At 63.5% G+C, this 12,335-nt stretch carries 9 protein-coding genes; 5 read left to right on the top strand and 4 right to left on the bottom strand.

Annotated elements, in window-relative coordinates; all coding sequences use genetic code 11:
• Nucleotides 1–91 precede the first annotated feature (91 nt).
• Nucleotides 92–691 carry a helix-turn-helix domain-containing protein gene (locus HCF10_RS03865; protein ID WP_131698783.1) on the bottom strand — a complete coding sequence of 200 codons (600 nt, stop codon included), beginning with the start codon at nucleotides 689–691 and terminating at the stop codon, nucleotides 92–94.
• Nucleotides 692–973: 282 nt separating this feature from the next.
• On the opposite strand from HCF10_RS03865, the gene glnT reads away from it, so the two are divergent.
• From glnT to HCF10_RS03840, 5 genes are all read left to right on the top strand, one after another.
• Nucleotides 974–2,308 (top strand): type III glutamate--ammonia ligase, encoded by a 1,335-nt coding sequence (glnT, locus tag HCF10_RS03860; RefSeq protein ID WP_131698782.1) that lies wholly within the window; start codon nucleotides 974–976, stop codon nucleotides 2,306–2,308.
• A 22-nt stretch (nucleotides 2,309–2,330) separates the two neighbouring features.
• Nucleotides 2,331–3,236: a class II glutamine amidotransferase gene (locus HCF10_RS03855; protein ID WP_131698781.1), complete on the top strand. Its 906-nt coding sequence runs from the start codon at nucleotides 2,331–2,333 to the stop codon at nucleotides 3,234–3,236.
• 11 nt (nucleotides 3,237–3,247) lie between these two features.
• The gene (locus tag HCF10_RS03850) at nucleotides 3,248–3,922 is read left to right on the top strand and encodes a protein glxC (protein ID WP_167654912.1); all 675 of its coding nucleotides are present in this window, start codon (nucleotides 3,248–3,250) and stop codon (nucleotides 3,920–3,922) included.
• 14 nt (nucleotides 3,923–3,936) lie between these two features.
• Nucleotides 3,937–5,265, top strand: coding sequence for an FMN-binding glutamate synthase family protein (locus HCF10_RS03845; protein WP_078732729.1), 1,329 nt, complete (start codon nucleotides 3,937–3,939; stop codon nucleotides 5,263–5,265).
• 208 nt (nucleotides 5,266–5,473) lie between these two features.
• Entirely contained in the window at nucleotides 5,474–6,799 is a 1,326-nt protein-coding gene (locus HCF10_RS03840) for an ammonium transporter (protein WP_167654911.1), read from the top strand.
• A gap of 462 nt (nucleotides 6,800–7,261) precedes the next feature.
• On the opposite strand, the gene folD is transcribed toward HCF10_RS03840, so the two are convergent.
• The 3 genes from folD to HCF10_RS03825 form a co-directional block, all read right to left on the bottom strand.
• Nucleotides 7,262–8,254: a bifunctional methylenetetrahydrofolate dehydrogenase/methenyltetrahydrofolate cyclohydrolase FolD gene (gene folD, locus HCF10_RS03835; protein ID WP_167654910.1), complete on the bottom strand. Its 993-nt coding sequence runs from the start codon at nucleotides 8,252–8,254 to the stop codon at nucleotides 7,262–7,264.
• A gap of 16 nt (nucleotides 8,255–8,270) precedes the next feature.
• Nucleotides 8,271–9,950 carry an APC family permease gene (locus tag HCF10_RS03830; RefSeq protein WP_145338780.1) on the bottom strand — a complete coding sequence of 560 codons (1,680 nt, stop codon included), beginning with the start codon at nucleotides 9,948–9,950 and terminating at the stop codon, nucleotides 8,271–8,273.
• A 74-nt stretch (nucleotides 9,951–10,024) separates the two neighbouring features.
• Nucleotides 10,025–12,334 (bottom strand): DUF1989 domain-containing protein, encoded by a 2,310-nt coding sequence (locus HCF10_RS03825; RefSeq protein ID WP_167654909.1) that lies wholly within the window; start codon nucleotides 12,332–12,334, stop codon nucleotides 10,025–10,027.
• Between the last annotated feature and the right edge of the window lies 1 nt (nucleotide 12,335).

Raw genomic sequence — 12,335 nt, 5'->3', positions numbered from 1 at the left:
ATGACAAATGCATTCACTGACATTCCCTTATCGGGAGCAAGCCCCCTCCCACAGTTGAATCTCTGTGCTTCAGGTGTATCGCGAGTTCGGATTACTCCTTGTCGTTGCCGTAGTTCATGATCGACAACAACCGAATCGGCACCCGCACCAACTGCTCCGGCCCGTGCGGAATCTCGCCCTCAAACGTCAAGCTGTCCCCGGCCTCCATCCGATACAGCTGGTTGCCATGCCGATAAATCAACTCCCCCTCCAGCAAATGCAAAAACTCCGTCCCCGGATGGGCAAAGGTCGGAAACTCCTCACTGGCGTCATCCATGCTGACCATGTACGCCTCGAAGCTCTTCTTCGGTCCGCGCGTGTGGTTGAGCAGGTGATAGGTATGCCCTTTCTCGGTCCCCCGGCGCACCACTTCCATGCCCTGGTCAGCCTTGACCAGCAAGGCGCTGCCATCCTGCTGGTCGTATTCGCTGAATAACTTCGATAACGGCAGCCCGAGCACGTCGCACAGGCGGCTCAAGGTATCGAGGCTGGTGGAGACCTGGGCGTTCTCGATCTTGCTCAACATGCCCTGGCTGATATCGGCAATCTTCGCCACGTCGGACAGCTTAAGGTCCTGGGCCTGGCGCTGGCGTTTGATCTGCAGCCCCAGGTATTGCTCGAGCTTGAGGCGCGGGGCGGTTTCGGTGGACATGATCATCGGCTCCTGCACGGTTTCCGTTCAGTAATATTATTTTCGCACTGGGAAAGTGCAAGGTCTGGCGCTTGAAGGCCACCCCGCTGTACGTATTCCTGCGGGGAAAAGAATTTTCCCATATATACAGCACAAAAGCGCAGCGCCACCCACTTCGATGTGTCGATCACGAATCTGGCAAGGGTATTGCATTCCTGTAGGGAAACTAACTTTCTTTTTAGGAATAAAAAGACAGCCTAGGCCCACCCACACGGTTTTGCCTTTCGCGAGGAGTGACACGCAATGTTGCCAGCAGAAACCCAGCGCCTCATCGACAAGCACGGGATCAAGTACGTGCTTGCGCAGTTTGTGGATATACACGGTGCGGCCAAGACCAAGTCGGTGCCCATCTGCGGGCTCAAGACCGTGGCCGAAGAGGGCGCGGGGTTTGCCGGGTTTGCCATCAGTGGCATGGGTATGGAGCCCCACGGCCCGGACTTCATGGCGCGTGGCGATCTGTCGACCTTGACCCCGGTACCCTGGCAGCCAGGTTATGGGCGCGTGGTGTGCGTCGGGCATGTCGACGGCAAGCCTCATCCCTACGACAGTCGCTACGTGTTGCAGCAACAAGTGCAGCGCCTGCAGGACAAGGGCTGGACCCTGAACACCGGCCTGGAGCCCGAGTTCAACCTGATGCGCCGCGACGAGCAGGGCAAGTTGCAATTGGTAGACCCCAGCGACAACCTCGACAAGCCTTGCTACGACTACAAGGGCCTGTCGCGTTCGCGGGTGTTTCTCGAGCGCCTGACCGAAGCCTTGCAGGCGGTGGATTTCGAGGTCTATCAAATCGACCATGAAGACGCCAACGGCCAGTTCGAGATCAATTACACCTACAGCGACGCTTTGACCTCCGCCGACCGTTTCACCTTCTTCCGCATGGCCGCCGGCGAGATCGCCAATGACCTGGGCATGATCTGCTCCTTCATGCCCAAGCCCGACCCGAAACGCGCCGGTAATGGCATGCACTTTCACCTGTCGATCAGCAGCGCCGAGAACAAAAACCTGTTCCATGACGCCAGCGACCCGAGCGGCATGGGCCTGTCGAAACTCGCCTATCACTTCGCCGCCGGCTTGCTCGCCCATGGCCCGGCGCTGTGTGCGTTCGCCGCGCCCACGGTCAACTCCTACAAGCGCCTGGTGGTCGGCAACTCGTTGTCCGGCGCCACCTGGGCCCCGGCCTTTATTGCGTTTGGCGCCAACAACCGCTCGGCCATGGTGCGCGTGCCGTATGGCCGCCTGGAGTTCCGCCTGCCGGATGCCGGCTGCAATCCCTATCTGGTCAGCGCCGCGATCATCGCCGCGGGCCTGGACGGTATCGATCGCCAGCTGGAAATCGACCACGTCTGCAACGAAAACCTCTACAGCCTGAGCCTCGAGCAGATCGCCGAGCGTGGCATCAAGACCCTGCCGCAATCCCTCAAGGAAGCCTGCGACGCGCTGGAAGCCGACGCGCTGTTCGCCGAAGTGCTTGGCCCGCAGATCGTGGGCGAGTTCATCAAGCTCAAGCGCATGGAGTGGGTGGAGTACAGCCGCCATGTGAGCGACTGGGAAATCCAGCGCTATACCGAATTTTTCTGACACCGTGTGACGGAGACTTGTTATGTGTGGAATCGTAGGCCTGTACCTGAAGAATCCGCAGCTGGAACCCCAGCTCGGCAAGCTGTTTGAACCCATGCTGCAAGCCATGACCGACCGTGGCCCGGACAGCGCCGGTTTCGCCATCTACGGCGATGAAGTCGCCGATGGCTGGGTCAAGCTGACCCTGCAAGCCACCACCGAAGCCTTCGATTGGAAAGGCTTGATGGGCGAGCTGGAAGGGCGCCTCGGCTGTTCCCTGGACTGGTTCCAGAACGCCAGCGCCGCCGTATTGAAGATCCACGCCGACGAAGCTCCGGTGCGCCTGGCCCTGGCCGAACTGGCGCCGAGCGTGCGCATCATGAGCGCCGGGCAGAGCATCGAGATCCTCAAGGGCATGGGCCTGCCCCAGGAGATTTCCCAGCGCTTCGGCCTGGCAAACATGCAGGGCAGCCACATCATCGGCCACACCCGCATGGCCACGGAAAGCGCGGTGACCATGGAGGGCAGCCACCCGTTTTCCACCGGCGCCGACCTGTGCCTGGTACACAACGGCTCGCTGTCCAACCACTTCCGCCTGCGCCAGGAACTCAAGCGCGAAGGCATCCACTTCGAAACCGACAACGACACCGAAGTCGCCGCCGGCTACCTGACCTGGCGCCTGCAACAGGGCGACTCGCTCAAAGAGGCGCTGGACCATTCCCTGGAAGACCTCGACGGTTTCTTCACCTTCGCCATCGGCACGCGCAACGGTTTTGCGGTGATCCGCGACCCGATTGCGTGCAAGCCGGCGATCCTCGCCGAGACCGACGACTACGTCGCCATGGCCTCCGAGTACCAGGCGCTGTCGAGCCTGCCGGGCATCGAGAACGCGCGGATCTGGGAACCGGCACCGGCCACGTTGTACATCTGGGAACGCCAGTCAGCTTAAGGAGCGCACACATGAAAACCATCGATCTTTCCACCGCCACCGTGCGTGACCTCAACCAGGCGCTGCACGCCCAGGTCATCGACAACGAGTGGCGCGTGACCCATTCCAACGGCAAGCACAACCTTGCGGTGGGGGTGAACCAGGCCGTGTCCATCGATATCGAGGGCCACGCCGGTTATTACTGCGCAGGCATGAACCAGCAGGCGTCGATCACCGTGCACGGCAATGTCGGCGTGGGCTGCGCCGAGAACATGATGTCCGGTTCGGTGCGCGTCAAAGGCAGCGCGTCCCAGGCGGCCGGGGCCACGGCCCATGGCGGTTTGCTTGTGATCGAGGGCGACGCGGGCGCGCGTTGCGGGATTTCCATGAAGGGCATCGACATCGTCGTCGGCGGTAGCATTGGCCATATGAGCTGCTTCATGGGCCAGGCCGGGCGCCTGGTGGTGTGCGGCGACGCCGGCGATGCGCTGGGCGATTCGCTCTATGAAACCCACATCTACGTGAAAGGCACGGTGGAGTCCCTGGGCTCGGACTGCGTCGAAAAAGAGATGCGCAGCGAGCACCTGCAAGAGTTGCAGGAGCTGCTCGACCGCGCCGGTTTCGCCCACCAGGCGGCGGATTTCAAGCGCTACGGCTCGGCCCGTCAACTCTACAACTTCAAAGTCGATAACGCCTCCGCGTACTGATCAGGAGCTCCACCATGACTGAACAAACCCCTCCGGTCCTGCGCGAGTCGGCCACCTTCGACCGCCTGACCATCCAGGAAATCCAGCGTGCCGCCGAAACCGGCATCTACGACATTCGCGGTGGCGGCACCAAGCGCAAGCTGCCGCACTTCGATGACTTGCTGCTGCTCGGCGCCAGCGTGTCGCGCTACCCGCTGGAAGGCTATCGCGAGAAGTGCGGCACCGATGTGATCCTCGGCAACCGTTTCGCCAAGAAGCCGATCCACCTGAAGATCCCGGTGACCATCGCCGGCATGAGTTTCGGTGCGTTGTCGGCCAACGCCAAGGAGGCCCTGGGCCGTGGCGCGACCATCGCCGGCACCAGCACCACCACCGGTGACGGCGGCATGACCCCGGAAGAGCGCGGCCAGTCCCAGCACCTGGTGTATCAGTACCTGCCATCACGCTACGGCATGAACCCGGATGACTTGCGCAAGGCCGATGCCATCGAGATCGTCCTCGGCCAGGGCGCCAAGCCCGGGGGTGGCGGCATGTTGCTCGGCATGAAAGTCACCGAGCGTGTGGCCGGCATGCGCACCTTGCCGATCGGCGTGGACCAGCGTAGCGCCTGTCGCCACCCGGACTGGACCGGCCCGGATGACCTGGCGATCAAGATTGCCGAGCTGCGCGAAATCACCGATTGGGAAAAACCGATCTACGTGAAAATCGGCGCGAGCCGGCCGTATTACGACGTGAAGCTGGCGGTCAAGGCCGGTGCCGATGTGATCGTGCTCGACGGCATGCAAGGCGGGACTGCCGCGACCCAGGAAGTGTTTATCGAGCATGTGGGCATCCCGATTTTGTCGGCCATCCCGCAAGCGGTACAGGCTTTGCAAGAGATGGGCATGCACCGCAAGGTCCAGTTGATCGTGTCGGGCGGGATTCGCAACGGTGCCGATGTGGCCAAGGCCATGGCGATGGGCGCGGATGCGGTCGCCATCGGCACGGCGGCGCTGATTGCCCTGGGCGATAACCACCCACGGCTGGACGCGGAACTGAAAAAGATCGGCTCGGCCGCCGGCTTCTACGACGACTGGCAGAACGGCCGCGACCCGGCCGGCATCACCACGCAAGACCCGGAGCTGTCCAAGCGCCTCGACCCGGTGGAAGGCGGGCGGCGGTTGGCCAACTACCTGCGGGTGATGGTGCTGGAGGCGCAGACCATGGCCCGTGCGTGCGGCAAATCGCACCTGCACAACCTCGACCCCGAGGACCTGGTGGCGCTGACAGTGGAATCGGCCGCCATGGCGCGGGTGCCGCTGGCGGGGACCAGTTGGGTGCCGGGTTCGGGTAGCGGTTACTGAGGCGGGAGAAGAACCTGTGGCGAGGGAGCTTGCTCCCGTTCGACAGCGCAGCTGGAGCCGGCTTTTTAGGGCTGCTTCGCACCCCAGCGGGAGCAAGCTCCCTCGCCACAATAGATAGGCAAATCAAGGAGCCCGCCTAGAGGCTCTCCAAACAACAACAACTGCTCGCTGCCCGACACTTCCCATTTCTTTTGCAGGAGCTTTGAACATGGTCAATCGTCTTCTCGGCAAATCCCTCTTCGGTTTATTGGTGGCCAGTGCCTTTGCACCCTTGGCCCAGGCCGCCGACGCCCCCACCTTGAACACCGGCAGCACCGCCTGGATGGTCACCGCCGCCGTGCTGGTGCTGTTCATGTGCTTGCCGGGGCTTGCGTTGTTCTACGGCGGCCTGGTCCGTGCGAAAAACATGCTCTCGTTGTTCACCCAGTGCTTCGGCATCGCCGGGTTGGTGGGCGTGCTGTGGGTGATCTACGGCTACAGCATGGTGGTCGACACCACCGGCATGGTCGAAGGGCAGGTGACCTTCAACAGTTTTGTCGGCGGCCTGAGCCGCGCCTTTCTGGCGGGCATGACCCCGGAAAGCCTGGTGGGGGATATTCCGGAAGGGGTGTTCGTGACCTTCCAGATGACCTTCGCCATCATCACCCCGGCGCTGATCGCCGGCGCCTTTGCCGAACGCATGAAATTCTCGGCGGCGCTGCTGTTCATGGCCCTCTGGTTCACCCTGGTCTATGCCCCGGTGGCGCATATGGTCTGGGGCGGTTCGGGGGCCTTGATGCATAACTGGGGCGTGCTCGATTTTGCCGGCGGCACCGCCGTGCACATCAATGCCGGTGTGGCTGCGCTCGCTGCGTGCCTGATCCTCGGCAAGCGCAAGGGCTACCAGAACACGCCGATGCCGGCGCATAACCTCAGCCTGACCATGGCCGGCGCGGCGATGCTCTGGGTCGGCTGGTTCGGCTTCAATATCGGCTCCGGTGGCGGCCTCAGCGGCACCTCGGGCATCGTCATGCTCAACACTCAGTTGGGCGCCTGCGCCGGGATTCTCGGCTGGATGTTCACCGAGTGGTTCAAGGTCGGCAAGCCCAGTGCCCTCGGCCTGGCCAGCGGCGCGTTGGCCGGTCTGGTGGGGATCACCCCGGCGTGTGCCTACGTGGGCGTCGGCGGTGCGTTGGCCATCGGCTTGCTGTGCGGGGTGTTCTGTTATTTGAGCGTGACGGTGTTGAAGCGCCGCTTCGGCTACGACGACAGCCTCGACGTGTTCGGCCTGCACGGCATTGGTGGGATGATCGGCGCGGTGTTGACCGGTGTGTTCTGTGTACCGTCCATGGGTGGCCTGGTGGAAGGTGTGACCATGGGCGCTCAGGTTGTTGCCCAGCTTAAGGGGGTGCTGCTGACTACGGTGTACTGCTTTGTGATCAGTTGGATCATTCTCAAGGTGGTCAATGCCTTGGTTGGCTTGCGTGCCCATGAGTCGGTGGAGGAGATGGGGTTGGACCTGGCCGAGCATAATGAGCGGGCCTACAACCACTGATCATTCCCCCTGAGTAAACGCAGCTCAAAATGTGGGAGGGGCGGTGCGACGATTCGACTTGCTCCCGATGGCGGCCTTTGGGCCGACCATTTGTTGGAGTTGGAATGAGTACATATCCGTTGCTGCGGTAACGGCCACTTAGGGTTCCGCTCTTACAGCGGGTCACTTTTGGAAAAGAGCCCCAAAAGTAACCAAAAGGGCTCTTGCCCCACCACTCGGCACCTCGCCCAGGCTCGGTGTGCCCGTAATCCGACAGTGATTTGGGGGGCCGCCGCCACGCGCCATCCATGGCGCGGGGCGGCTAAACCGGCATCCCTGCCGGTTTACCCCCCAAATCACTATCGGATTCCGGCCAGCGTGGTTAACGGGGCGCCTGAGATCAAGATCAAGATCTAAAGCAAGATCAAGAGCGGCTCGCTTCGCATCGTGGTTACCATCTATGCGCCTACAGCGGTCTGTCAGTCAGCTTGGTTGTAGCTGAGCCACCGCCATCGGGGGCAAGTCCCCTCCCGCATTTGCCTTGCTGCGTTGCAGCTGGCTCGCCACCAGGGTGTTCTTCAGCAGGTAGGCAATCGTCATCGGTCCCACACCGCCGGGCACTGGCGTGATTGCGCTGGCAACGGTGCTTGCGCTGGCGTAATCCACATCCCCCACCAACCGCGTGCCGGTCTCGGTGGTGATGCGGTTGATCCCCACATCAATCACCACTGCGCCGGGCTTGAGCCAACTGGCATCGATCAACTGCGGCCGGCCTACGGCGGCGACGACGATGTCGGCCAAACGGCACAGCGCCGGTGCATCGATGCTGCGCGAGTGCACCACGCTGACCGAGCAGTTGGCCTGCAGCAGCAGGGTTGCCATGGGTTTGCCGACAATGTTCGAACGACCGATCACCACCGCGTGCAAGCCGCTCAAGTCGCCGCAGGTTTCGTGCAGCAGGCGCATGCAGCCGCTGGGCGTGCACGGCGTGAGCACCTCGATGCCTTGCACCAGGCCGCCGACGTTTTCGCGGTGGAAGCCATCGACATCCTTGATCGGGTCGATCGCGTGGATCACCGCCGCTTCGTCGATATGCGCCGGCAGTGGCAACTGCACCAGGATGCCGTTGACCGTCGCATCGGCATTCAACTGGGCAAGCAGGTCAAGCACCTGCGCCTGGCTGGCATCCTCCGGCAGCCGGTATTCCAGGGAGCGAATCCCGACGTCCTTGGCCCGCAGCAGTTTATTGCGCACGTAGACGTGGCTGGCCGGGTCATCGCCCACCAGCAATACCGCCAGGGCCGGGTAGATTTGCTGCGAGGCAAGCAGCAGGACCTCTTCGCGAACCTCGTCGAGCACCTGGGCAGAGATGGCCTTGCCGTCGATATCGCGGGCAAGCGTGGGGAGAGAGCTGGTCAAAAGCGTCACCGTTGTCTGGGGAAATAAGGCGCTGAGGGATAGGAATCCCTCAGCCATAGGCAGGCCAGAAGGCTCAGGCTACCAGTTGATGGCAGGCATACACCACCAGCACACCGGCGACCAGCGTGGCATAGGGCAGCCAGCCGGCGCGGCGTTGGCCGTCATCGGCCTGGATATACAGGTCAGTGAGCATGGCGGCGGGGAAGCGGCCCTTGTCCTGAACATAGTGGCGGTAGCAGAACACCGGCAGGATCAGCAGCGCCAACAGCAAGCCGGTGACCAGCGTGCCTGCGCCCCAGATGTCCGCGCCCAGGCCCATGCAGGCCAGGTTGACGAAACTCAGCACGCCGCCGGCCGCCAGCAGCACGGTGGGGGCTTTGTACGGGCGCACCCAGTCGGGGCGGTCCAGGCGGTGGATCCAGCCGGCATTGAGGTTGAGGAAGTTGAAGATGATGTAGCTGACGTTGGACGCCGCAAGCACGAACACGTAGTCCGACATCAGCAACAGCAGCAGGTTGAACGACAGGTCGGTCCACATCGCCGCCGTCGGCGCGCCATGTTCGTTGGTGCGCCCCAGGTACTTGGGCAGCCAGCCATCCACCGAAGCCTGATACAGGGTGCGCGACGAACCGGACATCGAGGTCATGATCGCCAGCAACGTCGCCAGCACCAGCATGATCAATACGATATTGGCCACCACCTTGCCGCCGCCGATGCTGTCGGCCAGCACCTGGCCAACGCCCATGCCGCTGTAGATCGCCGGCGAGAGCAGGCCGCTGTACACCGCGGGCGTCACGGTTGCGCCACTGGCGTCGAGCACCGCCGGCGTCACCAGTTGGCCCAGCCCGAGGCTGCCTTGAAATGCCAGCGGCACCAGGGTGAACACCAGGATGCACAGCAGGCCGGCGTAGAAGATCGCCTTGAAGGTGTCGCGCTTGGGGTCCTTGAACTCACGGGTGTAGCACACCGCCGTTTCAAAGCCGTAGGTGGACCACGCCGCCATGAACAGCCCACCGGCCATCAGTGACCAGCCGGATATATCCCACGGTCCATCGATGACTTGCCCGGCCGCGTCATGGGCCAGGGGGTACAGCGGCAGGAAGTTGGCCTGGGTCGCATCCCCGGTGAACAACGGCACCACGCCCACCAGCAGCAGCGGAATCAACGAGGTGACGCCGAGCACCAGGGTCAGGCGCGCCGACCGCAGGATGCCGCCGTGCTGCACGGCAAACACCGTGAGCAAAATCAACAAACCAATGGCGAACGTCGCGTTGATGCGCAACGACAGACCGCTTTTCACCCACCCCAGGTCCAGCAGGGTCAGTTGCCAGGTGTTGATCAGCGCATCGGCGGGAAACAGCGCCGTGAGGATATACCCCGCCGCCAGCCCCGAACCGATGGACAGCACCGGCGACCAGGCCAGCCAGTTGCACCACACCGACACCGGTGCGATCAGCTTGCTGTAGCGCACCCAGGCCACCGCGCCGTACACCGAGGCGCCGCCGGATTTGTGCGGGAACAGCCCGGCGATCTCGGCGTAGGTGAAGGCCTGGATAAACCCGAACAGGATCGACACGATCCACACGATCCACGCCGGTTTGCCCACCGTGGCGGCGATCGCACCGATGGAGAACAACACCAGCGCGGGCACACCACTGGCGACCCAGAATGCCCCGCGCCAATCGATCTTGCGGTGCAGGCTGCCCACCGAGCCGGCAGCCTGCGGTACAGCCTCGAACGTCGTCGCTTCCATCTTCGTATTCCCATGTCTGAATAGCGGTTAGGTTGGGGCAGTCAAAATGGGGTGGCACACACGTTTCGGGACGATCAGCTACGCACCCGGCTTTTGTCCGGGTCGTAGAAAATCGCTGCGCTGACCGTGGCGCTGATGCGCTTCTGCAGGCCATCGACTTTGCCAATCTCAAGTTCAGTGCCGGGCTCGGCGCAGCTCACGTCGACCCGGCACAGCGCGATATTGCTGGCCAGCAGCGGTGAGCGGCAGGCACTGGTGATCACCCCGACCTGGGCCCGGCCCTGGTACACCGGGTCGCCATGGTGGGCGGTCTCGTTGCCGCTCAGGTGCAGGCCGACCAGCTTGTGGCTGGGATGGGCGCTGCGCCGCAGCAGGGCGTCGCGACCGATAAAGTCATCGGTCTTGCTCTTGAGCGGCACGCTGAAACCGATACCTGCCTCGAACGGATCGGTCTGGTCGCTGAACTCGTAGCCGGCGAAAATCAGCCCGGCTTCGATGCGCAGCAGGTCCAGGGCTTCCAGGCCCAGGGGCACCAGGCCCAAGGGTTGGCCGAGTTGCCAGATGCGGTCCCAGACCCGGTCGGCGTCTTCGGGCTGGCACCACACCTCAAAGCCCAGTTCGCCGGTGTAGCCGGTGCGCGAAATCATCAACGGGCAGCCGTCGAAACCGTCCAGCCGACCGACCAGGAAGCGAAACCAGCCGAGGGTTTCCACACTCGGTTGCGTGGGCGCAGTCCAGACCATCTGCTTGAGCAGCTCGCGGCTCAGCGGCCCCTGCACCGCCAGGTTGTGAATCTGTTCGCTGGCGGACTTGACCCACACCTTCATGCCCAGTTTCTGTGCCTGTTCGCGCAACCACACGCCGGCGTAGTCTTCGCCGCAGATCCAGCGGAAGTTGTCCGGGCCCAGGCGCAGCAGGGTGCCGTCGTCGAGCATGCCGCCGTGGGCGTGGCACATCGCCGAATACACCACCTGGCCCACCGCGAGGCGCCGTACGTCGCGGGTCAGGCAGTACTGCAACAGGGCTTCGGCGTCGGGGCCGATGATTTCGAATTTGCGCAGGGCGGTCAGGTCCATCACCGCCACCCGTTCGCGGCAACCGAGGTATTCCTCGGTGACGCCGTAACCGTCGTAGCGCAGCGGCAGCCACCAGTTGCGGTAGTCGGTGAAGCTGCCGGTGAGGGCGCGGGTACGTGAGTGAAACGCGGACTCACGGGTGAGGATCGGGTCGGCATCCGCCGTGGTTCGAGTGCTCATGGCGATGGAAAAACGCTCCTTCTCGCTGTAGATGCGGACATGGATGTCGGTCGGGTTCCAGCCATTGGCCGGGTCAATGTCATCCGGGCACGAGGTACTGCCACACAGCAGGTCGGTCATGGCCCGCAGCAGCACGTAATCGCCGGGCCGTGACCAGGGTTCATCCAGGGTCATCTGCTGGTGCGCATCGATACCGGTGTTGAAGAAGAAATTGATCGCCGGCCAGCCGTTGCGCGCCTGCACGCCATGGGGGGCGAGGACGCGGCTGAGGTTGTCGCTGCAGTTGTCGTGCCCGAAATAGCCATGGGTTTCGTAGTAGCGCGCCGCGCAGGCCAGGGCGAATGAATCGTGGCGCCCGACGGTGTCTTGCACCACCTCCAGCATCGGTTGCATATGGCGGTCGAAAAACTTCGAGAACAGCCCCGGTGCCGGGTAGGCGCTGCCGTTCAGGGTGCGCGTGACGGTCTGGTCCAGGTCCAGCTCGACGCCGCGATCCAGGGCTCGCCGGTCGAGGGCGACGAAGTCCGAACACTGGCGGCCTGCGACGTCCAGCACCTGGATGTACTGTCCTTTGGCGACGGTGTAGCTGTGGGCCGTGCCCGCGCGCAGGGTGAATTCGTCGAGTACATCGCCCAACGGTTCGGGCAGGGCCGGTACCAGCAGCGGCGAGGGGTTGGCCCGCGTCACCAGCAGGCGCAGCTCGCTGGGCCGGTATTGCCGGTCGACGGCGGTTGCCTCGGCGGGGGCGGCGACGATTACCAGCAGCGCGTCCTCGGCGACAAACTGTCGGCTGTGGCCGGGCGGGCTGTCGGCGTCCCACAGCGAGGCAGCCAGCGGCAATGCCTGTGCGTCGATGCCGCGCCGCTGGAGCGCCTGGCCGATACGCCCAGGTACGCTGCACGCCGTTGACCCGTTCAGCCCCCAGCTCGCCAGGGCGCTGCGGCCGCCGGCGTCGAGGGCCAGCAGTGCGCAGGTTTGCCGGCCTTCGACGTCGATCACGTGCAGGCCGTCGCCAGGCTGCAAGTCGACCAGGGTCACGCCGCCGACGGCCACGCGGTAGCGTTCCAGATTCGGCGCGCGGGCAAACAACCCGGGTTCACGGGGATGGGAAACACGCGGTGCATTCATC

Source organism: Pseudomonas sp. B14(2022), from assembly GCF_012030485.1.
GTDB lineage: Bacteria > Pseudomonadota > Gammaproteobacteria > Pseudomonadales > Pseudomonadaceae > Aquipseudomonas.
The sequence above is the reverse complement of the archived record's forward strand: the minus strand, read 5'-3'. Positions and strand labels throughout refer to the sequence as shown.

Coding starts and splice junctions, on each gene's coding strand:
- HCF10_RS03865 (WP_131698783.1), bottom strand. CDS start 691: ATGTCCACCGAAACCGCCCCGCGCCTCAAGCTCGAGCAATACCTGGGG.
- glnT (WP_131698782.1), top strand. CDS start 974: ATGTTGCCAGCAGAAACCCAGCGCCTCATCGACAAGCACGGGATCAAG.
- HCF10_RS03855 (WP_131698781.1), top strand. CDS start 2,331: ATGTGTGGAATCGTAGGCCTGTACCTGAAGAATCCGCAGCTGGAACCC.
- HCF10_RS03850 (WP_167654912.1), top strand. CDS start 3,248: ATGAAAACCATCGATCTTTCCACCGCCACCGTGCGTGACCTCAACCAG.
- HCF10_RS03845 (WP_078732729.1), top strand. CDS start 3,937: ATGACTGAACAAACCCCTCCGGTCCTGCGCGAGTCGGCCACCTTCGAC.
- HCF10_RS03840 (WP_167654911.1), top strand. CDS start 5,474: ATGGTCAATCGTCTTCTCGGCAAATCCCTCTTCGGTTTATTGGTGGCC.
- folD (WP_167654910.1), bottom strand. CDS start 8,254: ATGGCTGAGGGATTCCTATCCCTCAGCGCCTTATTTCCCCAGACAACG.
- HCF10_RS03830 (WP_145338780.1), bottom strand. CDS start 9,950: ATGGAAGCGACGACGTTCGAGGCTGTACCGCAGGCTGCCGGCTCGGTG.
- HCF10_RS03825 (WP_167654909.1), bottom strand. CDS start 12,334: ATGAATGCACCGCGTGTTTCCCATCCCCGTGAACCCGGGTTGTTTGCC.